Source organism: Paraburkholderia xenovorans LB400 (assembly GCF_000013645.1).
GTDB classification, from domain to species: Bacteria; Pseudomonadota; Gammaproteobacteria; order Burkholderiales; family Burkholderiaceae; genus Paraburkholderia; species Paraburkholderia xenovorans.
Window position 1 is genome coordinate 1,568,490 of record NC_007952.1, and the last position, 24,216, is coordinate 1,592,705.

Genomic DNA, 24,216 nt, shown 5'->3' on the forward strand with positions numbered 1-24,216 from the left:
TACGCGGCGCGATCACTCACCTCGCGCCGCGTTTTAGTGCCTGTTTGAAGGGACTTTGTGATTTTCAGATTCCCCCGATGCTCCGCAATGGAGCATGAGAGGCGCGCACCCGCGCGCAGGCGTGCGGCAACGTGTCGCACTGTATTGCGGCGCAATAGATCGTTGCAGAAACGAGGGTTTATCGCGGCAAATCGTCCCACTATTATGCGAGCGCTTACTATTGGGAGACCGGTCGAATGACGTTTGTTGAAGTCGTAAAAGAGAGGCAACGGTTATGAAAGGAAAGACTCTGCGAGGGTCGACAAGTTTCCTTTCCGCCAGCCTCGCGTTGCTGCTCTCGGGTTGCGGCAACCTCGATATTCTGAATCCGAAGGGGAGTGTGGGTCTGGCGGAACGTGAGCTGATTGCCACGTCCACCTGGGCCATGCTGATCGTGGTCGTTCCGGTGATCGCACTCACGCTGCTGTTCGCATGGCGTTACCGTGCGTCGAACAAAAGCGCGGAGTACCGTCCGGGCTGGGTGCATTCGACCGGTATCGAAATCGCCATCTGGACGATTCCGACGCTGATCATTCTGTTCCTTGCCGTGCTGACGTGGAAAACCACGCACGAGCTCGATCCGTACAAGCCGCTCGAGTCGCAGGTGAAGCCGATCAACGTCGAAGTTGTCGCGCTCGACTGGAAGTGGCTCTTCATCTATCCGGACCTCGGCATTGCATCCGTGAACCAGCTGGCGTTCCCGGTCGGCACGCCGGTGAACTTCGTGATCACGTCGGACACGGTGATGAACTCGTTCTTCATCCCGCAACTCGGCGGCCAGATCTACGCGATGGCAGGCATGCAGACGCGTCTGCATCTGATCGCGGACGAAGCCGGCGACTACGCGGGCACCGCGGCGAATTTCAGCGGCAAGGGTTTCTCGGACATGAAGTTCCGCGCGCTCGCCACTTCGCCGGCGGAGTTCAACGCGTGGGTTGCGAAAGTGCGCGCTTCGTCGGACAACCTCAGCATGGACCGTTACCACACGGTATCCGCGCCGACCGAGAAGGAGCCGGTGCGCTACTTCTCGACGGTCGATCCGAAGCTCTTTCACAACATCATTGCCCGATATAACAACGGTAACGTCCTCGACAACATGAAGGACGCCAACTGTGGGCCTAAGGGGTAACGCATGTTCGGAAAACTTACGCTCGATGCGATTCCGTATCACGAGCCAATCATCGTGGGCGCGGGCATTTTCATGGCGCTCGTCGGGCTGGCCGTGCTCGGCACGGTCACCTATCTCGGCAAATGGCGCTATCTGTGGACGGAGTGGCTGACTTCCGTCGACCACAAGCGGCTCGGCATCATGTACATCATCGTGGCGCTGATCATGCTGCTGCGCGGCTTCTCCGATGCGATCATGATGCGCCTGCAACTGGCGCTGGCCTACATCAACCCGGGCTATCTGCCGCCGCATCACTACGATCAGGTGTTTACGGCACATGGCGTCATCATGATTTTCTTCATGGCGATGACCTTCATGATCGGCCTGATGAACATCATCGTGCCGCTGCAGATCGGCGCACGTGACGTGGCGTTCCCGTTCATCAACTCGTTGAGCTTCTGGATGACCGCGGTCAGCGCGATCCTGATCAACGTCTCACTGGTGATCGGTGAATTCGCGCAAACCGGCTGGCTGGCTTATCCGCCGCTCTCCGAGTTGCAGTTCAGTCCGGGCGTCGGGGTCGACTATTACCTGTGGAGTCTGCAACTCTCCGGTATCGGCACCTTGCTGACGGGCGTGAACTTCTTCGTGACGATCGTGAAGATGCGCGCGCCGGGCATGACGTTCATGAAGATGCCGGTGTTCACGTGGACCACGCTGTGCACCAACGTGCTGATCATGGCGTCGTTCCCGATCCTGACCGTCACGCTCGCGCTGCTGGGCCTGGACCGCTATCTGGGCATGCACTTCTTCACCAACGACGCCGGCGGCAACGCCATGCTGTACCTGAACCTGATCTGGGCATGGGGTCACCCCGAGGTGTACATCCTGATCCTGCCGGCGTTCGGTATCTTCTCGGAAGTCGTGGCGACCTTCGCCAAAAAGCCGCTGTTCGGCTACAAGACGATGGTGTGGGCGACCTGCGCGATCATGGTGCTGTCGTTCCTCGTCTGGCTGCATCACTTCTTCACGATGGGGTCGGGCGCGGATGTGAATGCGTTCTTCGGCATTGCGACGATGGTGATTGCGATTCCGACCGGCGTGAAGGTGTTCAACTGGCTGTTTACGATCTACAAGGGCCGTCTGGAATTCACCACGCCGATCCTGTGGACGATCGGTTTCATGATCACCTTCACGATCGGCGGCATGACCGGCGTGATGATGGCGATTCCGGGCGCGGACTTCGTGCTGCACAACAGCCTGTTCCTGATCGCCCACTTCCACAATGTGATCATTGGTGGCGTGCTGTTCGGCTATCTGGCGGGCTTCAACTACTGGTTCCCGAAGGTGTTCGGTTTCAAGCTGAACGAAAAGCTCGGCAAGGCCGCGTTCTGGTTCTGGCAGATCGGCTTCTACGTCGCGTTCGTGCCGCTGTACGTGCTCGGCTTCATGGGCATGACGCGCCGTCTGAATCACTACGACAATCCGGCATGGCATCCGTGGCTGGTCTTCGCCGCGGTCGGCGCGGTCCTGATCGCTATCGGTATTGCGTGCCAGCTGGCGCAGTTGTACGTGAGTATCCGCGACCGCAATCTGCCGCAGAATCGCGACCTCACGGGCGACCCGTGGAATGCTAATACGCTGGAATGGGCAACGAGTTCGCCGCCGCCGGTGTACAACTTCGCGATCATCCCGACGGTGCGCAAGCTGGACGCGTTCGGCGATATGAAGTCGCGCAAGGATAAGCCGGCACAACCGGTGTATCGCGACATTCACATGCCGTCGAACACGTCGGCGGGTCTGCTGGTGGGTCTGTTCTCGCTGGTGCTCGGCTTTGCCGGTGTCTGGCACATCTGGTGGCTGGCCATCGTCGGTCTCGTCGGTGCGATCGGCACGGTGATCGTTTATAGCTTCATGAAAAACGAGGGCTATTACATCCCGGCCGACACGGTTGCGCTGATTGAAGAGAAGCACAGCGGCACGGGTGCCCAGGTCGCGTTGGAGGTGGACTGATGTTACAGAAGACTATTGCGGTCCAGCCGCATCTCGCGCCGGATCACGTGCCGTCGCATTCGGTATTCGGTTTCTGGCTGTATCTGATGACCGACTGCGTCATCTTCGCGGCGCTGTTCGCCGTGTTCGCGGTGATGGGCCACCAGTTCGCCGGCGGCCCGAGCGGTAAGGATCTCTTCGAGATTCCCGGCGTCGCGCTCGAAACGACGATGCTGCTGCTGAGCAGCATCACGTACGGCTTCGCGATGCTGGGCGCGCACAGGAACAGGAAGGGTGTGCTGCTGTTCTGGCTCGCCGTGACGTTCCTGCTGGGCCTCGCGTTCCTGACGCTGGAAATGCGCGAGTTCTCGCACCTTATCGCCGAAGGTGCCGGCCCTGGCCGTAGCGCGTTCCTGTCGTCGTTCTTCACGCTGGTCGGCACGCACGGTTTGCACGTTACGTGCGGCCTGATCTGGATGGTGGTGCTCGCCGTCCAGGTGATGCGTCATCGCGACCTGACCGAACGCGACATGATCCGCCTGACGTGTCTGAGCCTTTTCTGGCACTTTCTGGACGTCGTGTGGATCGGCGTCTTCACCTTTGTCTATCTTGCGAGCGTGATCTAAATGGACCATAGCCATAACGCCCACGCAGGCGAAAGTCACGGCAGCATCGGCAGCTATACGGCGGGCTTCGTTCTCTCCGTGATTCTGACCGTCGCGGCTTTCGGCCTCGTCATGACAGGGAAGTTGACGGGCGAGCACGCGTTGTTCGCGATCGCGGGCCTCGCGTTCGTACAGATCGTCGTGCACCTGGTTTTCTTCCTGCACATGAATACGTCGTCCGAGCAGCGCTGGAATGTGATGGCGTTTGCCTTCACGCTGCTGACCGCGATCATCGTGATCGGCGGCACGTTGTGGGTCATGCACAACGTCAGCATGCACATGATGTCCCGCTAGACCGGCAACCTGAGCGGTCATAACGGAGCCCCGCAAGGCGAAAGTCTTGCGGGGTTTTTTGCTTTCTTGCTTTCTTGCTTTCTTGCTTTCCTGCTGGCCGTGATTGCGCATTACAGCGGCACCACGGTCGGCTCCGCGTGCAACGGCAGCTTGCCGAACGGGAAGTAGACCGGTCCGCAGCCGGAATGAACCGGTGGACAAGGATTCCAGCCGCGCCGCACGAGCACGGGTTCCAGTGCGCCAGGGCAGGCGGAAGGCGCTTCACGTGTCAGGCAGGCAATGCCGCCGCGAATGGATAGCGACGCCGCACGGTCGAGTTCGTCGATGCGGGCCAGGTCTTTGAGGACGAGCGTTTTCATGGTGGGTCTCCAGCGGAGTGAGTGGATCAAGGAGTGCGGAGATCGCCGCACTCGAGCCACTCGATTGCACACACCATGCCACCAGCCGTAAAGCAGCGCGGCGCATGTTTCTCCGGGGTTTTCGCGGACATGTGTGATGGAGGCCGGCCAACTGGCCGCGGGCCGGTGTCGGCAAATCGCAGACATTCGTCTACCCGTCATGCAGGCGTGAAGCGCGTTGAAAATCACGGCACAATAGACCGCAACCATGAACCGTGCGCACAGTTCGCCGATTCCCGTCTGCAAGGTAAGGAGAACCCATGAGTCAGCTCAAAGCCGTCGAGTATTCCGCGGCGTCGCCGGAAGTCAAAGCCGTGTACGACGATATCAGGCAGACCCGTCAGGTCGACGACGTCAACAACTTCTGGAAGTACATTGCCCAGCATCCGCCCACACTTGCGCGCACGTGGGACAGTCTGAAAGATGTGATGGCGCCTGGCGCGCTCGATCCGCTCGTCAAGGAGCTGCTCTACGTCGCGGTAAGCGTGACGAACAACTGCGGGTACTGTGTGGCCAGCCATACGGCGGCAGCACGCCGCGCCGGCATGACCGACGAGATGTTCGGCGAATTGCTCGCGGTAGTGGGCATGGCCAACGAAACAAACCGGCTCGCGGTCGGCTACCGCGTGCCGATCGATCCGGCTTTCGAGTAGCCGCCGCGGCTGGCTGGCGTGATTAGCTTGGCGGGCAGCGTGCTGCGGTTAGCTCATGCAGTCAGCTCATGCAGAGGCAGCGCGCGCGGCTAGCGCGATCCACCGCGCCATCCCGCGAGCAGGGCGGGCAGCTCGGCCATGTCCCTGAACACATGCGCGGCGCCCGCGCCGTGCAATGCGGTCGCGCTGCTGTGGCCGAGCTCGACCGGGCAATAGCCGAACACCGTGGCGCCCGCGGCAACGCCCGCCGTTGCGCCCGTGACGGTATCCTCGACCACGGCACAGCGTGTCGGGTCCACACCAAGACCCGCCGCCGCGGCGAGATAGACATCGGGATAGGGCTTGCTGCGGGGCATTTCGTGGCCGCTGAAGATCCGTCCTTCGAAGCAGTCCAGAATCCCGGCTTTCACGAGCTGTAATTCGACCTTGATGCGGTCGGCGCCGGATGCGACCGCAATGCGTCCGTCGAGCGCGGCATGCAACTCGCGCACCGCCGACGGCGCGCCGGAAATCGCTCTCAGCTCGAGATCCAGCGCCGCATTGCGGCGCGCGCGAAACTGCATGAGCCAATCCGTCGTGATCGCGAAACCGGTGCGCGCTTCGATCAGCGCGGCTTCGTCCCTGACCGCCTTGCCGACGAAAATACGCATTGTCTCGGCCACGCTCAACTGCCAGCCGAGTTCGCCGAGCATTTCAGTGAGCACGCGGTTGGTGATGGGTTCGGAGTCGACGAGCACGCCGTCGCAGTCGAAGAGTACGGCGTCGAAGGGGAAATCGGCCATCGGGGCAGGGTGCGGATAGAGATCGGGGAAACCGGCAAGGATACCTCACCGGCCCGTACGCTGCTGCTCACGGGTAGTGTGAGCGCCCCTTGCGCCAAGGCCGTAATCTCAGCCCTCATGCCCTTCATTCCGCTGACGCCGCACGGCGGCACGCGAACGGCTGCGACCCTGCGTCTCGCGTCCCAGCGCGCTTTTTCGCGCATCCTTCTCCCCTTTTCGAAATTTCAACAACGCGCAGCGACGGGTTTTTCCCGCCGCTGCGTTCAAGAAGAAACGAAGCCGCTTCTGGCTTCGGCTTTTGATGGGAGCAACCAGCATGACATTCACCAGACCAGTTCGCCTTCTCACTTCCACGCTGGCCGTTGCGCTCACGTGCGCCGCCGCGACCTTCGCCGCGCCGGCTTTCGCGCAGGCCGTGATCGTCGCGCCGATGGCACCGCCGCCGCCGCGCGTCGAGGTCGTTCCGGCGCCGCGTGCCGGCTACGTATGGGATCAAGGCCGCTGGCGCTGGGAGCAAGGCCGCTATGTCTGGGTAGGCGGCCACTGGAGGCCGGTGCGCGCCGGGTATCACTGGGTGCCTGGGCACTGGGTGCAGCGCGGACCTAACTGGCGTTGGATCGAAGGCCACTGGGCCTGAGCCGGGCACCATCGCGCCCGAAGTCCCTCCACGCGTCGCGTTCCCCACCGAGGCAGATCGCCATGAAAACGCTCGTAATAGTGCTGCTGGTGGCTACGCTCGCCGGCTGTGTGGTGTATCCGGCACGGCCGGCCTACTATCGGCCGGCGGTCGTCGTATATTGACGGCAGCCGCGCGCCGCGCGGCATGCCGTAGTCGCGGCTCGCACTTGCCGCTCGAACAGATGCGCAACGATCCATATGAGGTGACGCGAGCGTGAGATGCATCGGAACCGGAGGCGTCCGGTGAACGCGGCTCGTCCCGTGACGTGGGCCGCGCGGCGCCATTCACTTGCGCCGGGGAGCGCCGTGCCTTGAGCGAACGCGATCCCGATGCGGAACTGCTCGAACAGGTCGGCCGCCAGGATCCGGCCGCCGTGCGCTCGCTCGTTTCGCGCAAGCTCCCCCGTCTGCTCGCGCTCGCCACCCGCATGCTGGGCGACCGCATGGAAGCGGAGGACGTGGCGCAGGAAGTGTTCGTGCGCATCTGGAAACAGGCGTCGCGCTGGCGGGAAGGCGAGGCGAAGTTCGACACATGGGTGCATCGCGTCGCGCTCAATCTCTGTTATGACCGGCTGCGCGGCCGGCGTGAAGAGCCGCGCGACGAAATGCCCGACGAGATCGATCCCGCCGCGCTCCCCGAGGCCAGTCTCGAAGCGCGGGACCGGCATCAGCGGGTCCGTGACGCCCTCGCGGCGTTGCCGGCACGGCAGCGCGAGGCGCTGGTGCTCAACTACTACCAGGAGATGTCGAACATCGACGCCGCAGCCCTCATGGGTATCACCGTCGATGCGCTGGAAAGTCTGCTGGCCCGCGCACGCCGCAACCTGCGTGCTCAACTGGCCGGCAGCGGCCTTAGCAAGGACAAGTCATGACGCCCGAAAGATTCCATCAGATCGTCGAGGCTTACGGCGCCGAGCCGCGCCGCTGGCCGCAACCGGAGCGCGCGGCGGCGCAGGCGTGGGCGCAGGCGCATCGCGCGCAAGCCGATGCGCTGCTGGCGGAGGCGGCCGGCGTCGATGCATGGCTCGCGGTCGACCAGGTCGAGCCGCCGGGCGCGGCTCTGCTCGCGCGCGTGCTCGACAGCGCGCCGGCGCAACAGGCTGTGCCGCGGCGGCGCTGGTGGTGGTCGGGCGCGGCGATGGCGGGTGTGGGCTTGCTCGGCGGTGTGACCGGCGCGTTTGCCGTCTCGTTCTTCGTTCTGGCGAGCACGGCGCAGCAGGCGCCGCCGGCGCATGAGTCGTCTTATTTAACTTCGGGTTTCGGTGGTTCGTCCGCCGATTGGAGCGACGAATGAACGGCCGGTCGTTGAAAATCGTGCTGGTGGTCTCGCTGGTGCTGAATGTGTTTCTGGTGGGCGCGATCGTCGGGGGTGCTTATCAATGGTTTGCCGCGCATGGCGCGGCGGCACCCGTACTGGCACAACAGCGCGCGCTGCGCTTCGCGGCGCAGACGCTGCCTGCCGGGCGGCAGAAAGCGTTTCTCGACAGCCTGAAAAACGCCCGTCGCGAGGCTCGGCAATACGCCCGCGAAGGTCGTGAAGGTCGCCGTGAAGTGCTGCGTCTGCTGGCGGCGCCGCAATTCGATCGCGCGGCGCTGGACGCCGCGCTCGCCCGAACGCGCGAAGCCGACAGCCACCTGCGCGCGCAAGTGGAGGGCGGTGTGGCGGATTTCGCGGCGACCTTGTCGCCCGAGGAGCGGGTCCAGTTCGCGGACAGTCTGAAACTGCGTGGGCAGTGGCGTGAACCCGAGCCGCCGGCGAATGCGAACAGGGCTGCCAGGCAGGCGTCGAGCGAGCCGTCGGGAGATTGAAGCGCCGTAAAAAAGCGAGGCGGCCGCGACGGATTCGCCGAAGGCTGCCGTTTAAAGACTATCCGGACGCCACGAGGATGGTATGGCCAACTCACCGAACCTGAACGCCGCAGCGATTGCGCTGAACCGCTTCGGCCTGGGGGCGCGCGCCGACGATACGCCGCCCGCCGACCCGAAAGCCTGGCTGCTCGCCCAGTTCGAGCAGTATCAGGCGCGCCCGGCCGCGTGGGCGAGCCAGCCTGACTCAGCGGCGCTTTCGGACACGTTGCTGCAGCAGCGGATGCAGTTCGAGCAGCAGGTTCGCCAGAATGCGGGAGAGGGCGTGGCCAGCCAGCCCGCGAATGCACGCAATGCAGCGCAAACCAACGCTCAAACCAACGCTCAAAGCGCGCCACGAACCGACGCGCAAATTGCCAGGCAAACCGAACGAAAAGCGCTTCGCGGCGAAATACTCGACCTGTATCGCGCCTCGGTGAACGCGCGCGTGACGAGCGCGTTGACGACGCAGACACCGTTCGTCGAGCGGCTGGTGCATTTCTGGGCCAATCACTTTGCGGTATCCACCGAAAAGCCCGGCGTCGCGGCGCTCGCGGGCTCGTTCGAAGCCGAAGCGATTCGTCCACATGTGCTAGGCCGTTTCGAAGACATGCTGGTGGCGGTCGAACGTCATCCGGCCATGCAACTGTTCCTCGACCAGACGCGTTCGGTGGGACCGGACAGCGTCGCGGCGGTGCGCGCCGCGCAGCGTAATCCGGATCGCAAACGCGGCCTGAATGAAAACCTCGCGCGCGAAATCATGGAACTGCACACGCTCGGCGTACGCAGCGGCTACAGCCAGGACGACGTGACCGAATTTGCCCGCGCGCTGACCGGCTGGAGTATCGCGGGCAATCCCGCCAGTGTCGGCAACGCCGGCCGCCAGGCTGCGCAACGGATCGCCGCGCCGGGCACTTTCGTGTTTCGCGCCGCGCTGCACGAGCCGGGTTCGCGAACCATCATGGGTCGCCGCTACGATGAGCCCGGTGAACAGCAGGCGCTCGCGATCCTGCATGATCTCGTGAACGCGCCGGCAACCGCGCAGCACATTGGCGGCAAGCTGGCCCGTCATTTCGTCGCCGACAATCCGCCACCCGGCGTCAGCGAGCGTCTCGCCGCCGTGTTCGAGCGCAGCGGCGGCGATCTGCCGGCCGTGTACCGCGAACTGGTCGAGATGCCGCAAGCGTGGTCGAGCACTGCCGTGAAGTTCAAGACGCCGTGGGAGTGGACCATTTCCTCGATGCGCGGGCTCGGCTGGCGGGACCTCGGCAATCTGCAGGCGGCGCTGATTCTCACCCAACTCGGGCAGCCGGTATGGCGGCCGGGCTCGCCGGCCGGTTACGACGACATTGCCGCAAGCTGGGCCGCGCCCGACGCGCTCGTGCGCCGGGTCGAAGTGGCGCAGCGCTTCGCCTCGCGCGTCGGTGACCGGCTCGATGCACGCGCCCTCGGCCAGACCTTGCTCGCCGGCTCGCTCAGCGCGCCGACGGCCACTGCGGTATCGCGTGCCGAAAGCGCGTCCACGGCGATTGCGCTGTTGCTGGTTTCGCCGGATTTTCAACGGAGATGAATGCCATGCTGTCACGCCGCAAGTTTCTGAGCGTCGCCACCGCAGGTGCGGGCGCGTTTCTCGTGTCGCCGCAAATGGCGTTGGCGAGTGTCGCCACGGACCGCCGTTTCGTGTTCGTGATCCAGCGCGGCGCCGCCGACGGCCTGAACATCGTCGTGCCGTACGCCGAACCCGCCTACGCAGCGTTACGCGGCGCGCTCGCCATCGACACTTCGAACGCACCACGTCTTGACGGCACCTTCGCACTGCATCCCGCCCTGGCGCAGACCGCTGCGATGTATGCGAACCAGCAGGCGCTGTTCGTGCACGCGGTGGCGTCGCCGTATCGCGACCGGTCGCACTTCGACGGGCAGAACGTGCTGGAGACTGGCGGCACCTCGCCCTATCAGATGAAAGACGGCTGGCTGAACCGGCTCGTCGCGCAGTTGCCGGCCACGCGCGAGAACGCGATTGCGTTCGCGCCGACCGTGCCGATGGCGTTGCGCGGCTCGGCGGCGGTGACCTCGTACGCGCCCTCCGCATTGCCGCAAGCTCCGGATGATCTGCTCACAAGGGTCTCGCAACTCTATGACGAGGACGCGCAGTTGCGCCCGTTATGGGAGTCGGCAATGACCGCCCGTGGCCTCGCAGGCGAGCCCGGCGCGCGTCAGGATCCGGCGAGCCTCGGCAAGCTCGCCGCCGGCTTCCTGTCGCGCGAGAGCGGTCCGCGCATCGCCATGATCGAAACCGGCGGCTGGGACACACACAGCGCGCAGAACACGCGCCTCGCCAATCAGTTGAAGGCGCTCGACACGATGCTCGCGGCGTTGCGCGACGGCATGGGCCCGTTGTGGAACAAGACTACCGTGCTGGTCGCGACGGAGTTCGGCAGAACCGCCGCGGCCAATGGAACGGGCGGCACCGATCATGGCACGGGCTCGGTAGCGATGGTGCTGGGCGGCTCGGTGCGGGGCGGCCGGGTGATCGCCGACTGGCCGGGACTCGCGCCTCACGACCTTTATGAAGCACGCGACCTCAAACCGACCACTTCACTGGATGCGCTGATCGCCGGCACCGCGAGCGAAAGCCTCGGGCTCGATTCGCAGCGCACGGCGGCCGCGCTGTTCGGCCGGTCGGCAACGGCGCGGCCGTTGGCCGGGATCGTGCATGCATAAAGGTATGAACGGAGAGCGGGCAGATGCCGCGAGTGGAGTGGACCGGATTCGGCCGGCCCGGGCGGGGTGAGGTGCACGGCGCGGTGAGCTCAGATACCAGGACGACAGGCGGCGCCTCATGCTTCCGTTGAGCGACGGGCAGCGCCACCTGTCGTCACCCGCTCGATTAGCGGGTGATAGCAGCGGGTGAGAGCGGCGGCGCTTAACCTCCACCGCCTTGCGTTCCAATCGTCAGTTTGTTGTTTACCGACTTCACGCCGTTCACATTCCTGGCCACTTCCTCGGCCTGGGGAATCTGTGCGCCGTCGGGCACCGATCCACTCAGCGTCACCACGCCGCCGCGGGCGCGCACGAACACGTTCGACACGTCAAAACCCTGCGCTTTCGACAGAGCCTTGCGCACTTGCAAACCCAGCGAACGGTCCGTTTTTTTTACTGTTTTGGCACTGGGCGCCGACATGTCGCCAGACGTGGTCGCGTCGCTCGACTGGGCATAGACGCTGGAAGCGGTAGCTACACACAATGCGATGCCGAGCGCCTTTAAAAGATTGACTGTTTTCACGTTTTCTCCATCCTCGAAAAGTTAATGTCGCTTCGTTGCATGCAAAAACTACGCGCTTGCGAGCACTTTCCGCCCACGAGGAGCACCCTGTCTTGTAGAAGAGTCGTACCGCGACGCTCCCGGCGCGCTTAAACAATACTCCAGCGCACGGGCTCATGCTGGAAAAACTGGCTGGAGCGCCGCACTGGCAGCGGCTCTGGCAATCGTTGCGGCGTTGGAATCGTGATGCGCGCCGCGGCGCATGCGGGCACGATTACTGCGATGGAGATCGTCGACTGGGCGCATGAGCAGATGGCGTCGTACGAGACACCGCGCATCGTCGAGTTTGTCGAGTCGCTGCCGAAGTCGGGCAGCGGCAAGATTTGGTGGCGGCAATTGCAGGAGAGGACGTGGCGCGCACGGCCGGTTCGTGAGGTTCGTCTGCTCGGCGACGTCACACCCGCCGGGGGCGCTGAAAATACTCTTTTAATAGTTTGCCTGTAAGCTCTACCCGCGAGTCCGGACTGAATACTGTGCGCACTCGCGGTCGTGAACAAAGGCTTGCAGACAGGCTTCGACGCCATCGCCAACTTTCGAGAGGGGATTTTGAAAATGAAGCGCTTTGCCATTAAACAGATCATGCTCGGACTTGCCGCCACCGCCCTGGTGGCCGGCAGCATTCCGCTCGCCGCGGCTCAGGATGCCAGCGACGCCGCTACGGCGGCGCCCGCCGCAACGAGCGGTGCAAAGCCCACCAAAGCCGAGCGCAAAGCGGCACGCAAGCAGGCGCGCGCCAAAAAGAATGCCGAGCTGAAGAAGCTCGAAGACGCAGGCTACCAGCCGGCCCAGAACGACCCGAACTATCCGGACAAATTGCAGAAAGCGGAGAAGAAGGCCGGCGTCGGAGCAGGCGCGAGCCAGTAATCGTGAGGGACGCCGCGCGGCGTGATCGAGCTTCGCGCGGCTGCCGGTATGCATCACCGTGCCGCGCAAGCTCGCGGCCGTGAACGCCACAACGCGGCTCAGCCAGATACTCTCAACGCCCGCCAAGCGTCTCGATCAACATGTCGACGAACGCCTTGACGCGCGCCGTCATCTGTAACTGCTGCGGGTACACTGCATAGATATCCGCACCCGGCGTGCGGTAGTCGGGCAGGATATGGACGAGCCGGCCATCGGCGAGATAGTCCGCGATATCCCATTCGGCGCGCATCAGAATGCCGTGGCCGTCCAGCGCCCATTTCACCGCGATTTCGCCGTCGTTGGTGGTCAGGTTGCCACGCACGCGCACGGTCTCGGTTTTTTCCGCCGCGCCGCGTCCGCTGGTCAGACGCCACAGGCCGTAACCGTCGCCGCCCTGGCGAATGCCGATGCAGTTGTGTTGCGCCAACTCAGCCGGGCTGCGCGGCGTGCGCCGTTGCGCGAGATAGCGCGGCGACGCGCACAGCAGGCGCCGGTTCGACGCGACCCGGCGCGCAATCACGCGGGCATCCGGCGGCTCGCCGAAACGCACGCACACGTCGAAGGCGTCGTCGCTGAACGGCGGCGGGTCGACCGAAAGCTGCAACTGCACGTCCACCTCGGGAAAGCGCCGCACGAATGTCGAGATCAGCGGCGCCACATGGCTGCGCCCGAAACCGAGCGTCGCGTTGACGCGCAGCAGGCCTTTGGGTGCCGCCTGCGAGCCGCCGAGCAACTGGGCGAGGTCGTCCATGTCGTTCAGGATGCGCCGCGCGCGCGTCAGATACAGCTCGCCTTCGGGCGTGAGGCTCATGCGCCGCGTGGTGCGGTTCACGAGCGAGACGCCGGCGCGCGATTCCATCTGCGCGAGATGCTTGCTGACGGCAGCCGTGCTCAGCCCGAGTTCGCGCGCAGCCGCCGTCAGACTGGCGCTCGCGGCGAGCGTGGAGAAGAAAGCGAGGTCATCCGGATGTATCGACGCGGTCATGAAGCGGCCTATTGTTAACCTTGAGTTAAGGATGCTTTGAGTCTAGCAGCGTCCTGGCGCCCCGTGGCCGTTCTACGATGCGATCCATGCTTTCACAACATCATGGAGACGCTCAATGAAGACCTATCGCATCGCAACCATTCCCGGCGACGGCATCGGCAAGGAAGTCGTGCCCGCAGGCCGGCGCGTGCTGGAAGCCATCGCCGCGCGCAGCGACGCCTTCGGCTTCGAGTTCGAGAATTTCGATTGGGGCGGCGACTACTACCGCGAGCACGGCGTGATGATGCCGGCCGACGGACTGGACGCGATTCGCCATCAGGACGCGATCCTGTTCGGCTCGGCGGGCGACCCGCATATTCCCGATCACGTCACGCTGTGGGGACTGCGCCTGAAAATCTGCCAGGGTTTCGATCAGTACGCGAACGTGCGGCCCACGCGCATCCTGCCCGGTATCGACGCGCCGTTGAAGCGCTGCGGGCCGCAGGATCTCGACTGGGTGATCGTGCGCGAAAACTCGGAGGGCGAATATGCCGGCGTGGGCGGCCGCGTTCACCAGGGCCATCCGATCGAAGTCGCCACCGACGTCTCGATGATGACGCGCGCCGGTGTGGAGCGCATTCTGCGTTTTGCGTTCCGGCTTGCGCAGTCGCGGCCGCGCAAACTGCTGACCGTGATCACCAAGAGCAACGCGCAGCGCCACGCGATGGTCATGTGGGACGAGATCGCGGTGCAGGTGTCGAAGGAGTTTCCGGACGTGCGCTGGGACAAGGAACTGGTCGACGCCGCCACCGCGCGCATGGTCAACCGGCCCGCCACGCTCGACACGATCGTCGCAACCAACCTGCACGCCGATATTCTCAGCGATCTGGCCGCTGCGCTGGCCGGCAGTCTCGGCATTGCGCCGACCGCGAATCTCGACCCCGAGCGCCGCTATCCGTCCATGTTCGAGCCGATTCACGGCTCCGCGTTCGACATCATGGGCAAGGGCCTCGCGAATCCGGTCGGCACCTTCTGGTCGGTGGTGATGATGCTGGATCACCTTGGCGAGCACGCCGCCGCGCGGCAACTGATGGCGGCCATCGAGCGCGTCACGGCGGACCCGTCGCTGCATACGGGCGACCTGGGCGGCACGGCGACGACCGCGCAGGTGACGGACGCCGTTTGCGCGATCCTCGCGGCCGGCTCGCCGGCCGTGCCGGCAGCCAGCGTCAAGGCCGCCTGAGGCGGCCCCTGCATCGCACAGAAACATAAACATAACGCCCGGACCGGCACGTCACGGGCGATCTCACTGCATCTTGCAGAGATCGAGTGGAGACAGGTATGAACGATGAATTGCAGGCCCGAGTGGTTCGCAAGCTGACCTGGCGCATTTTGCCTTTTGTGATGCTGCTTTACTTCGTCAGCTTTCTCGACCGCGTGAACGTCGGCTTCGCGGCCATCACCATGAACAAGGACCTCGGCCTCACGCCGACCATGTTCGGGCTCGGCGGCGGCATTTTCTTCCTCGGTTATTTTCTGTTCGAGGTGCCGTCGAATCTGATTCTCAACAAGGTCGGCGCGCGCATCTGGATTGCCCGCGTGATGGTGACCTGGGGCCTGGTGTCGGCGGCCTCGGCATTCGTTGCCGGGCCGACCTCGTTCTACACGCTGCGCTTTCTGCTCGGCGTGGCCGAAGCCGGGTTCTTCCCCGGCATCATCCTTTACCTGAGCCAGTGGTTTCCCGCCCGCCAGCGCGCCGTCGCGGCCGCCGCGTTCATGGCGGCCGCGCCTTTGTCGACGGCGATCGGCTCGCCCATTTCCGGCGCGATCATGCAGATGCCCGCCCAGTTCGGCTTGAAGGACTGGCAGTGGCTTTTCATCGTCGAGGCGATTCCCGCCGTCCTGCTCGGCTTTGCGGTACTGAAGGCGCTGACCGATTCCCCGGACAAAGCCAACTGGCTCGCCGCCGATGAAAAGGCCTGGCTCATCGCCACCTTGCGCGATGAACGGATGGGCCGCGAAGCGCACGCGGGCCATGCCGCCGGCGCGCTCGCCGCGTTGCGCGACCCGCGTATCTGGATCATGTCGATGATCTATTTCGGCACGTCCGCGGGACTCTACACGCTTGGCTTGTGGGCGCCGCTCATCATTCGCCAGTATGGCTTCAGCGCGCTCGGCACCGGCGCGTTGAACGCGATTCCGAGCGTGCTGGCAGTGATCGGCATGGTGGTGTGGGCGCGTCATTCGGACCGTCGCGGCGAGCGCACCTGGCATGTGGTGATTCCGTGCGTGGCGGCGGCACTCGGGCTCGGCTGGGCCGGCGTCGCGGACACGGCGGTCGGCGTCGTGCTGGCGCTGGTCGTGGTGAACGTCGGCATCAGCGCGGCCAAGGCGCCGTTGTGGGCGATGCCGAGCACGTTTCTGTCGGGCGCGGGGGCCGCCGCCGGCATTGCCATGATCAATTCGATCGGCAATCTGGGCGGCTTCGTCGGCCCGTTTGCGATCGGCTGGCTGAAGAGCGTGACCGGCGGCTACGCCGCCGGGCTCTATGTGGTGGCGGCGAGCCTCGCGGTTTCGGCGGTGCTGGCGCTGGCCGTGGGGCGGCGGGGGTATCGGACCGCGCCCGCGGCGCAATGATCCGGCATGCTCGAACGTTGATGCTCGAATGTTGATGAGAAGCGTTGCTGTTCTCGCTCAAGACAGGCTTTAGGGCTTTGATGTTTTTCGTGCCTGAATCGATTACGCTTTCGCCAGCGACTCGAAACCCAGGCACACGATCATGGCATCCCGACAGGAAATAAAACGATATAAAGCCAATCTCTCCGATGAACTGCACAGCGCCGCGTTATACGAAACCCTCGCCGATGCCGAGAAGGACGACACGCGCAAGCAGGTGTACGGCGACCTCGCCAGGTCCGAGCGCGATCATGCGCAGGTCTGGGCCGACAAGCTGCGGGCCAACGGGCTCGAGCCGAAGGGCGCCGGTCACGCCGTAAAAACACGCCTCATGAAGGCGCTGGTCCGCCTGTTCGGCGCGAGTTTCGTGCTGCCCACGCTCGCCGCGGCGGAATACGCCGATCGCAACAAATACGAGGGGCAGCCGGACGCGGGCCGCATGTCGGCGGACGAGCAGCATCACGCCGCCATCGTCCGCACGCTGGCGCACGGCGGCGGCGATACCGACCTGTCGCAAGGCGCGCGCATTGCCGCCGCCGAGCAGTGGCACAAGGGCGTGGGGGCGGGCAACGATCTGCGCGCCGCCGTGCTCGGCGCCAACGACGGCCTCGTCTCGAACTTCTGTCTGATCATGGGCGTGGCCGGCGCGGGAACCGGCAACAAGGCGATTCTGCTGACGGGCCTCGCAGGGCTCATTGCAGGCGCATGTTCGATGGCGCTGGGCGAATGGCTCTCGGTGACCAATGCCCGCGAACTGGCCCGCACGCAGATCGCGAAAGAAGCGCAGGAGATCAAAGAGACGCCGGAGGCCGAAGAGCACGAACTCACGCTGATCTATCGCGCCAAGGGGCTCGACGCGAACGAGGCCAAACGGGTCGCCTCGCAAATGATGCGCGATCCGGATAAAGCGCTCGATACCCTGACGCGCGAAGAACTCGGACTCGATCCCGCGGAGTTGGGCGGCAATCCCTGGTCTGCCGCGGGCGTGTCGTTCTGCCTCTTTTCGCTGGGCGCGATTTTTCCGGTGATGCCGTTTCTGTGGACTCGCGACTACAACGCGATCGTGCAATGCGTGGTGCTCAGCATGCTGGCGCTGGCGTCGATCGGTGTGTTCACGTCGCTCTTCAACGGACGTAGCGCCGGATTTTCGGCGTTGAGGCAGATTGTGATCGGGCTGATCGCGGCGGCGTTTACGTTCGGCGTGGGGCGGCTTTTTGGGGTGTCGGTTTCGTGACGGCCGAACGCTGCTTCGGGCGTTCTAACCGGAAGCCGCCATCCGTTCGCCACGTTCGCGCATCGGAAGTTTCCTCCTGCATAAGTAGACCAATCCCAATTCCTTCCGTTGGCCGGGCGAATAGCATGCGTCCAAGACGTGTTCTCAGCGTCTCGAACACGCTGATCTTGCGACCTAGCCGACCGAGTTCTCCCGGTCCATCGGTGATACACACGATGTTTTCCAGAATGCGCGCGGATTTCTCCGCGTCCGCCGCCATCGCAGGGGTATCGCGCTCGTAGCAACATACAGCGGGCCGGTGTTGATCGTCGTGCAAGCGGCGCAGGCCGGGCATCTCTCGCAGTCTGCTATCAACCTGGATCTGGGCGGTTTCCATCGGTGCCGGCCTATCAGGTCTCTGGCTTAGCCTGCGGCACAGAATGCCGGTCATCGGCGCGTGGTCGACACCCGGCGTGGCATTGCTGATTACCGGACTTGCTCACTATCCATTCGGCGACGTGATCGGCTGTTATCTGGTAGTGACAGTCATCATCGCAATTCTTGGCTTGTCGAGTCTGTTCGGCAGACTGATCCAGCATCTGCCCGCACATCTTCTGTCTGCCATGATTGCTGGCGTGCTCTTCGAGTTTTGCGCGGGGATCTTCCGCTCGCTCCAATCCACGCCCGCCGTTGTGCTGCCGGTGATAGTCGCGTACGTCGCCTGTCGGCGCTTCATCCCGCGTTACGCCGTCGCGCTTGCGCTGCTGACCGGCGTCATCCTGGCTCTGCCGGGCACGAACTTCACCGCCCAAGGGCTCGACCTGACCATCGTCAAGCCCGAACTCACCCTCCCGAGCTTTTCTGTCGAGGCACTCGTCGGACTCGGCCTGCCGTTGCTTCTGCTCGCCCTGACCCAATACGCAACCTCGATCCATATTCTTCGTAACGCGGGTTATGACATATCGCCCAAATCGGTCGTTGGCGCCAGCGGACTCATGTCGATTCCTCTCGCCTTGTTCGGCAACTCCGGCATCAACCCTGCGGCAATCGTCGGGGCCATGTGCGCGAGCCCGGAATGCCACGAGAATCCCCAGCGCAGATATATCTCCGGCGTGGTCTGTGGCGTCGGTTACCTCTGCGTCGGCACGTTTGGCGCTTCCGTCATCGCGCTCTTCGCGCGGCTGCCCGCGGGGCTCACCAGTACCCTGGCGGGTCTGGCGCTGCTCGGAACACTCGTCACAAGTCTCTCATCGTCGGTCGCTGCCGAGGCCGATCGCGAATCCTCTGTCATTACGTTCGTGGCCACCGTTTCCGGCATGTCGTTCTTCGGCTTGGGGTCGGCCTTGTGGGGACTCGTCGCCGGTGTCGTTTTTTCGCTCGTCTTGTCGAAGAAGCCACTCTGGAGGCCTGCGAAGCGGGCCGATGCCAACGAGCCGAAAACCAGTTGAGCCGGTTTCGGCACATCTGCTGAACGCGTCTTCCAGACTATCAACGCGAGGCGAATCCGCCGAAGTGATCAATGCATCACGGAACGGCTACATCACACGAACATTGTGTTGGAACTTTACGAAAGGAGCTGTAGGCATGGTGACAAAAACCCGCCTTGTGGGCCGCATCAAGTTCGACAATGCTTTGCTCAAGAAGGATCTGAAAGTGCTGTCCGAATGGATGTGTCATTTCAGCCCGGAGTATTTTCCGAGTTGCTACGTCGTGAACTCATTCAATGTGAGCGCCGGCAACATACTGTCCGCCGACCATGTGTTCAATGCGTGGGGGGCGCCTCGCTAACCGTCTCCGTTACGGAACGCGGCTACGCGGCGCTTGACTGGTTACTCAGCATCGCGAGATCGTCGCGGTGGGAACAGCGCCGGTCAGTGCCCTACGGCGACTAGCTCCGCACAGGCGGTTACACCTGGTCCTCCAAGGAAGGGCGGCGTACTATCCTTCCGACCATCGTGCGGATTCGGGGTTTACGCTAGCCGGTTGAGGTGCCGGCGTCTGCTGCGCCGCCACAACTCCGATCGCCGGCCTCGCTGAACACTTTTTTCGCCCCGCGCCGCGTCCACTTGCTCTGGCGCGACACGCGTCAATCCACCCCCGAACACCCTTCAAACCCTTGCCCAGCAAGGATCCGACCGCAGCCGCCCAGCGCACGCCCGAGACGGGTGTCGTATTTCCTCATGTGCTTGTCGCAAATAGTCGGCTACCCGTACTTTTTTCTGGCAACTATGTATGCACAGCGCGGACGGACGTCTGCCGCGCCAGAAACCATCTTGCATGGGACCTGAGTTAGCGCTTTTAGCTGTCGGCCGGGAGTTCACGCGTTGGTGCGCGACTCCGCTTCCACGCCAAGCGCTAACTCCGGTCGACATAGGAGAGCATTCAATGAATTCCCCCAAGGTCGTAGTCGAAGGGTTGTGCAAGGTGTTCGGCACCAACCCGAAACAGGCGATCGGCATGCTGGCTGGCGGCGCAACGAAAGAGGAAGTGTTCGCGCGTACGGGTCAGATCGTCGGTGTTCACAACGTATCGTTCGAAGTCAGGGAAGGCGAGATCTTCGTGCTGATGGGCCTGTCCGGCTCCGGCAAGTCGACGCTGATCCGCCTGATCAACCGGTTGGTCGAGCCGAGCGCCGGCAAGGTGCTGATCGACGGCCGCGACGTGGCCAGCGTGCCGCGCTCGGAACTGACGGCGCTGCGCCGCAAGGACATGAGCATGGTGTTCCAGTCCTTCGCGCTGATGCCGCAGCGAACCGTGCTGTCCAACGCGGCGTTCGGCCTCGAGGTGGCGGGCGTGGGCCGCAAGGAGCGCGAAAAGCGCGCGATGACCGTGCTCGAACAGGTCGGCCTCGCGCCGTTCGCGGAGAAGCTGCCCGCGCAACTCTCCGGTGGGATGCAGCAGCGCGTGGGTCTCGCGCGGGCGCTGGCGGTCAACCCGTCGCTGATGATCATGGACGAGGCGTTCTCCGCGCTCGATCCGCTCAAGCGCAAGGAAATGCAGAACGTGCTGCTCGATCTGCAGCGCGAACAGCAGCGCACCATCCTGTTCGTATCGCACGATCTGGAGGAGGCGATGCGCATCGGCACCCGCATCGCGATCATGGAAGGCGGCCGGGTCGTGCAGGTCGGCACGCCGCAGCAGATCATCACCAATCCCGCCGACGATTATGTGCGCGCGTTCTTCGAAGGCATCGACACGAGCCGCTATCTGACCGCCGGCGATCTGATGCAGACCGATGCCGTGCCCCTCATGCAGCATTCGCCGCAGATCGACGCGTCGAGCGTGGCCGCCACGCTCAACGGCAGCGCCGACTACGCGTTCGTGCTCGACAGCGAACGCAGGATTCGCGGCTTCGTGTGCCGCGACGCAATGGGCAGCGCTTCGCCGCAGCTCAATCAGATCGAATGCATCCGCCGCACCACGCCGCTCGACGATGTGGTCGAACGCGTGGTGGCGAGCCGCGCGCCGCTGCCGGTGGTCGAAGCCGACGGCTCCTACTGCGGTTCGGTCAACAAGACGAACGTGCTGAACGTTCTTACGCGCCATCGGAGTTCCCATGTCTGAAGTCATTCCACTTGGCGCCTGGGTCGATCACGGCGTTCATTACCTGCTCGACCACGACGCAAAAACTTTCGATTCCATCGGTAAGGTCATCGAGAGCTTTGCCGCGGTGATCGAACACGGCTTGCAGGCTGTGCCGATGTGGGCGCTGATGGCGTTTTTCGTCGGCATCGGCCTGTGGCGGGTGGGTTGGCGCTTCGCGCTTTTCACGCTGCTCGCCATGCTGCTGATTTACGGCACCGGGTTCTGGGATCAGATGGTGATCACACTCGGACTCACGTTGTCGTCCACGCTGATCAGCCTGCTGCTCGGCGTGCCGCTCGGCATCTGGACCGCGAAGAGCCGCACCATCGAGATGATCGTGCGTCCCGTGCTCGACCTGATGCAGACCATGCCGGCGTTCGTCTACCTGATTCCGGCCGCGATGCTGTTCGGTCTGGGCCGCGTGCCGGGGATTCTCTCCACGGTGATTTTCGCCATGCCGCCGGCGGTGCGTCTCACGTCGCTCGGTATCAAGCACGTGAACCGCGAAATCGTCGAAGCGGGGCAGGCATTCGGCTGCACGCCGTGGCAGTTGCTCTACAAAGTGCAGTTTCCCAACGCGCTGCCGTCGATCATGACGGGCGTCAACCAGACCATCATGATGGCTTTGTCGATGGTGATCATCGCCTCGATGGTGGGCGCGGGCGGTCTCGGCAACGACGTGCTGGCGAGTATTCAGCGGCTCGATATTGGCCTGGGCTTCGAGAGCGGCCTTTCGGTGGTGATGCTCGCGATCATTCTGGACCGCATCACGGAGAGCTTCGGCCGCTCGCCGGGCATGGCGCGCGCGCCGCTGCTGTCGGGCTTGCGCAGCCTCATGAAAGTGCGCCGCGAGCCGGCGGCGCAACACGGCTGAGCCGCCTATGAAGCGCGACGCGATCACGCCGGTCGAGCCCCAAGCCGATTCGCCGCTGTCCGGGCTCGCGCACTTCGGCTTCCTCACGCTGCCGAATTTTTCGATGATCGCATTCACCAGCGCGGTCGAGGTTCTGCGCATGGCCAACTACGTGGGCCGCGCGCAGCACTACAGGTGGTCGGTGATCACGCCGGACGGCGAGCCGGCGCGAGCGAGCAACGGCATCACGGTGAAACCCACCACGACGCTGGCCGAGGCCGGCATGCCGGACGTGCTGATTGTCTGCGCCGGCTGGCATGTGCGCGATTACGTGGACGACACGGTGATTGCATTGCTGCGCGACGTCGCCGCAAAAGGTATTCCGCTCGGCGGCATCTGCACGGGACCGTACGCGCTGCTGGCCGCCGGATTGCTCGACGGATATCGCTGCACCGTGCACTGGGAAGACATGTCGCCGTTGCACAAGACCTACCCGCATGTGCGTTTTGCCGATGAACTGTTCGTGATCGACCGCGATCGCATGACCTGCACGGGCGGCACCGCGCCGCTCGATCTGACGCTGAACCTGGTCGCCATGCGGCTCGGCCATGCGGTTGCAGCGCAGGTGTCGGAGCAGTTTATCGTCGAGCGGATTCGTAGTTCGACTGACTATCAGCACATTCCCGTCGACGCGCGGGTCGGTTTCTCGCGCGCGGAGTTGATCGAAGTAGTGCGGCTGATGGAAGCGAATATCGAGGAGCCTTTATCGCTCGATGAACTCGCGCGGCTCGTGCGTCTGTCGCAGCGTCATTTGCAGCGCATGTTCAAGATGTTCCTCAACGTGTCGCCGACGCACTATTACCTGACGCTGCGTTTGCGGCGCGCGCGCGAACTGCTGCGCAATACGGATGCGTCGATTGCGCGGGTGACGGCGGTGTGCGGTTTTCATTCGCCGTGTCATTTCAGCAAGGCTTATCGCGCGCAGTTCGGTCACGCGCCGAGTGTCGAGCGGCGTTTGTCCGCGTAATGCGCTGTGTCATGCAATGCATAAAAAGCCGCCCGAACCGGGCGGCGTAAAACAAGCCGCTTCATCAAAACCAGTCAAGCATCAATCACCCTGAGGGAACGCCATGAAACGTTTGTGGGCTGCGTCGTTGTGCGCGCTGTCTGTGTCGTCTGTCTTCGCTGCGGAACCTGCCGCCTGCCGCGACGTCCGCTTCGCCGATGTGGGCTGGACCGATATCGCGGCGACCACCGGGCTTGCGTCGACCGTGCTCGAAGGGCTCGGCTACAAGCCGACCAAGACGATCGCCTCGGTGCCGATCACCTTTGCGGGCGTGAAGAGCAAGCAGATCGACGTGTTCCTCGGCTACTGGTCGCCGACGATGGACCCGATGATCGATCCGTTCAGGAAGTCCGGCCAGCTCACGGTACTGCCCACGCCGAATCTGACCGGCGCCAAATACACGCTGGCGGTGCCGGATTACGCGTATCAGTCCGGCATCAAGACGTTTTCCGACATCGCTAAAAACTACGACAAGCTCGACGGCAAGATCTATGGGATCGAGCCGGGCAACGACGGCAATGCGTTGATCAAGAAGATGATCGACACCAATCAGTACGGCCTCGGTAAATTCAAGCTGGTGGAGTCGAGCGAGGCGGGCATGCTGGTCGAGGTGAACCGCGCGATTCGCGCGAAGAAACCGATTGTGTTTCTGGGCTGGGAGCCGCATCCGATGAACGTGCAGATGAAGATCGACTATCTGTCCGGCGGTGACGACGTGTTCGGGCCGAATTATGGCGAAGCCAAAGTGCTGACGGTCACGCCGAGCGACTATTCGGCACGCTGTCCGAATGTTGCGAAGCTGGTGTCGAATCTGCAGTTCACGACCGATATCGAGAATCACGTGATGCTGCCTATCATGAACAAGACCGATCCGAACAAGGCCGCGCGTGAATGGTTGAAGGCGAATCCTGCGGTGCTCGACAAGTGGCTGGCGGGAGTGAAGACTTATGACGGGAAGGATGGGTTGCCGGCTGTTAAGGCTTATGTAGCGGGGAAATGAGGTTGGGTTGAGGATGGGGCGACGGATGGGCATTCGTTGGGATGCTTTTTACGTCGCCCTTTTTTCTCCGCTGTCCACTCAGGCCTCGGCCGGCGGTTTCGTGGGTTGCTGGCGGATCAGTCATTTCCGCGTTGCGGTTCCATGTCGTCTGGCGGTTTCGGGTTCAGTGTTCCTACG

General features: G+C 63.6%; 27 protein-coding genes. 22 read left to right on the top strand and 5 right to left on the bottom strand.

Annotated elements, in window-relative coordinates:
* The first annotated feature begins 274 nt into the window (after window positions 1-274).
* From cyoA to cyoD, 4 genes are read left to right on the top strand one after another with little or no spacing between them, the layout of a single operon-like run.
* Complete coding sequence (cyoA, locus tag BXE_RS28915) at window positions 275-1,168, top strand: ubiquinol oxidase subunit II (RefSeq protein WP_011491665.1); 894 nt, start codon at window positions 275-277, stop codon at window positions 1,166-1,168.
* 3 nt (window positions 1,169-1,171) lie between these two features.
* Window positions 1,172-3,160 carry a cytochrome o ubiquinol oxidase subunit I gene (cyoB, locus tag BXE_RS28920; RefSeq protein ID WP_007177066.1) on the top strand — a complete coding sequence of 663 codons (1,989 nt, stop codon included), beginning with the start codon at window positions 1,172-1,174 and terminating at the stop codon, window positions 3,158-3,160.
* Window positions 3,160-3,765: a cytochrome o ubiquinol oxidase subunit III gene (gene cyoC / locus BXE_RS28925; RefSeq protein WP_011491666.1), complete on the top strand. Its 606-nt coding sequence runs from the start codon at window positions 3,160-3,162 to the stop codon at window positions 3,763-3,765. Before cyoB ends, cyoC begins: the two co-directional genes overlap by 1 nt.
* A complete protein-coding gene (gene cyoD, locus BXE_RS28930; protein WP_011491667.1) occupies window positions 3,766-4,098 on the top strand; it encodes a cytochrome o ubiquinol oxidase subunit IV in 333 nt (110 codons plus the stop codon).
* 110 nt (window positions 4,099-4,208) lie between these two features.
* Here cyoD and BXE_RS28935 read toward each other — a convergent pair whose 3' ends face one another.
* Complete coding sequence (locus tag BXE_RS28935) at window positions 4,209-4,457, bottom strand: hypothetical protein (RefSeq protein WP_040124753.1); 249 nt, start codon at window positions 4,455-4,457, stop codon at window positions 4,209-4,211.
* 299 nt (window positions 4,458-4,756) lie between these two features.
* On the opposite strand from BXE_RS28935, the gene BXE_RS28940 reads away from it, so the two are divergent.
* On the top strand, window positions 4,757-5,149 hold the full coding sequence (locus tag BXE_RS28940; protein WP_011491669.1) for a carboxymuconolactone decarboxylase family protein: 393 nt from the start codon (window positions 4,757-4,759) through the stop codon (window positions 5,147-5,149).
* An 89-nt stretch (window positions 5,150-5,238) separates the two neighbouring features.
* Here the strand turns inward: BXE_RS28940 and BXE_RS28945 are convergent, their stop codons facing one another.
* Both BXE_RS28945 and BXE_RS46035 read right to left on the bottom strand, forming a co-directional pair.
* Window positions 5,239-5,931, bottom strand: coding sequence for an HAD family hydrolase (locus BXE_RS28945; RefSeq protein WP_011491670.1), 693 nt, complete (start codon window positions 5,929-5,931; stop codon window positions 5,239-5,241).
* A gap of 108 nt (window positions 5,932-6,039) precedes the next feature.
* Window positions 6,040-6,249 (bottom strand): hypothetical protein, encoded by a 210-nt coding sequence (locus BXE_RS46035; protein WP_148223022.1) that lies wholly within the window; start codon window positions 6,247-6,249, stop codon window positions 6,040-6,042.
* Here BXE_RS46035 and BXE_RS28950 point away from each other — a divergent pair.
* The 6 genes from BXE_RS28950 to BXE_RS28980 all read left to right on the top strand — a co-directional run bounded on the left by BXE_RS28950 (window position 6,248) and on the right by BXE_RS28980 (window position 11,178).
* Entirely contained in the window at window positions 6,248-6,568 is a 321-nt protein-coding gene (locus BXE_RS28950; protein WP_040125374.1) for a YXWGXW repeat-containing protein, read from the top strand. The genes BXE_RS46035 and BXE_RS28950 overlap by 2 nt on opposite strands.
* 352 nt (window positions 6,569-6,920) lie before the next feature.
* Window positions 6,921-7,481, top strand: coding sequence for an RNA polymerase sigma factor (locus tag BXE_RS28960; protein ID WP_011491672.1), 561 nt, complete (start codon window positions 6,921-6,923; stop codon window positions 7,479-7,481).
* Window positions 7,478-7,903, top strand: coding sequence for a hypothetical protein (locus tag BXE_RS28965; RefSeq protein WP_011491673.1), 426 nt, complete (start codon window positions 7,478-7,480; stop codon window positions 7,901-7,903). Before BXE_RS28960 ends, BXE_RS28965 begins: the two co-directional genes overlap by 4 nt.
* Complete coding sequence (locus BXE_RS28970) at window positions 7,900-8,418, top strand: periplasmic heavy metal sensor (RefSeq protein WP_011491674.1); 519 nt, start codon at window positions 7,900-7,902, stop codon at window positions 8,416-8,418. Before BXE_RS28965 ends, BXE_RS28970 begins: the two co-directional genes overlap by 4 nt.
* Before the next feature lie 82 nt (window positions 8,419-8,500).
* The gene (locus BXE_RS28975; RefSeq protein WP_011491675.1) at window positions 8,501-10,024 is read left to right on the top strand and encodes a DUF1800 domain-containing protein; all 1,524 of its coding nucleotides are present in this window, start codon (window positions 8,501-8,503) and stop codon (window positions 10,022-10,024) included.
* Window positions 10,025-10,029: 5 nt separating this feature from the next.
* The gene (locus BXE_RS28980; RefSeq protein ID WP_011491676.1) at window positions 10,030-11,178 is read left to right on the top strand and encodes a DUF1501 domain-containing protein; all 1,149 of its coding nucleotides are present in this window, start codon (window positions 10,030-10,032) and stop codon (window positions 11,176-11,178) included.
* Between the two features lie 202 nt (window positions 11,179-11,380).
* Here the strand turns inward: BXE_RS28980 and BXE_RS28985 are convergent, their stop codons facing one another.
* A complete protein-coding gene (locus BXE_RS28985) occupies window positions 11,381-11,740 on the bottom strand; it encodes a BON domain-containing protein (protein ID WP_011491677.1) in 360 nt (119 codons plus the stop codon).
* Window positions 11,741-12,001: 261 nt separating this feature from the next.
* Between BXE_RS28985 and BXE_RS28990 the strand changes: the two genes are divergently transcribed.
* Together BXE_RS28990 and BXE_RS28995 are read left to right on the top strand one after the other, a co-directional pair.
* The gene (locus tag BXE_RS28990; protein ID WP_322787395.1) at window positions 12,002-12,223 is read left to right on the top strand and encodes an AMP-binding enzyme; all 222 of its coding nucleotides are present in this window, start codon (window positions 12,002-12,004) and stop codon (window positions 12,221-12,223) included.
* Window positions 12,224-12,331: 108 nt separating this feature from the next.
* On the top strand, window positions 12,332-12,643 hold the full coding sequence (locus BXE_RS28995; RefSeq protein WP_011491678.1) for a hypothetical protein: 312 nt from the start codon (window positions 12,332-12,334) through the stop codon (window positions 12,641-12,643).
* A gap of 112 nt (window positions 12,644-12,755) precedes the next feature.
* Here the strand turns inward: BXE_RS28995 and BXE_RS29000 are convergent, their stop codons facing one another.
* A complete protein-coding gene (locus BXE_RS29000) occupies window positions 12,756-13,667 on the bottom strand; it encodes a LysR substrate-binding domain-containing protein (RefSeq protein WP_011491679.1) in 912 nt (303 codons plus the stop codon).
* A gap of 115 nt (window positions 13,668-13,782) precedes the next feature.
* Between BXE_RS29000 and BXE_RS29005 the strand changes: the two genes are divergently transcribed.
* The 9 genes from BXE_RS29005 (at window position 13,783) to BXE_RS29045 (ending at window position 24,039) form a co-directional block, all read left to right on the top strand.
* The gene (locus tag BXE_RS29005) at window positions 13,783-14,889 is read left to right on the top strand and encodes a tartrate dehydrogenase (RefSeq protein WP_011491680.1); all 1,107 of its coding nucleotides are present in this window, start codon (window positions 13,783-13,785) and stop codon (window positions 14,887-14,889) included.
* Between the two features lie 98 nt (window positions 14,890-14,987).
* On the top strand, window positions 14,988-16,283 hold the full coding sequence (locus tag BXE_RS29010; protein WP_011491681.1) for an MFS transporter: 1,296 nt from the start codon (window positions 14,988-14,990) through the stop codon (window positions 16,281-16,283).
* A gap of 142 nt (window positions 16,284-16,425) precedes the next feature.
* Entirely contained in the window at window positions 16,426-17,556 is a 1,131-nt protein-coding gene (locus BXE_RS29015) for a VIT1/CCC1 transporter family protein (RefSeq protein WP_011491682.1), read from the top strand.
* Window positions 17,557-17,888: 332 nt separating this feature from the next.
* Window positions 17,889-18,983, top strand: a complete 1,095-nt coding sequence (locus BXE_RS29020) for a benzoate/H(+) symporter BenE family transporter (RefSeq protein WP_148223023.1) — start codon at window positions 17,889-17,891, stop codon at window positions 18,981-18,983.
* 136 nt (window positions 18,984-19,119) lie between these two features.
* Entirely contained in the window at window positions 19,120-19,323 is a 204-nt protein-coding gene (locus tag BXE_RS29025) for a hypothetical protein (protein WP_040124741.1), read from the top strand.
* Between the two features lie 597 nt (window positions 19,324-19,920).
* Entirely contained in the window at window positions 19,921-21,099 is a 1,179-nt protein-coding gene (locus BXE_RS29030) for a quaternary amine ABC transporter ATP-binding protein (RefSeq protein ID WP_007177082.1), read from the top strand.
* Window positions 21,092-21,994 (top strand): choline ABC transporter permease subunit, encoded by a 903-nt coding sequence (gene choW / locus BXE_RS29035; protein WP_007177083.1) that lies wholly within the window; start codon window positions 21,092-21,094, stop codon window positions 21,992-21,994. Before BXE_RS29030 ends, choW begins: the two co-directional genes overlap by 8 nt.
* A gap of 7 nt (window positions 21,995-22,001) precedes the next feature.
* Window positions 22,002-23,000 (top strand): GlxA family transcriptional regulator, encoded by a 999-nt coding sequence (locus tag BXE_RS29040; protein WP_011491684.1) that lies wholly within the window; start codon window positions 22,002-22,004, stop codon window positions 22,998-23,000.
* A 103-nt stretch (window positions 23,001-23,103) separates the two neighbouring features.
* The gene (locus BXE_RS29045; protein ID WP_011491685.1) at window positions 23,104-24,039 is read left to right on the top strand and encodes a choline ABC transporter substrate-binding protein; all 936 of its coding nucleotides are present in this window, start codon (window positions 23,104-23,106) and stop codon (window positions 24,037-24,039) included.
* Window positions 24,040-24,216: the final 177 nt, after the last annotated feature.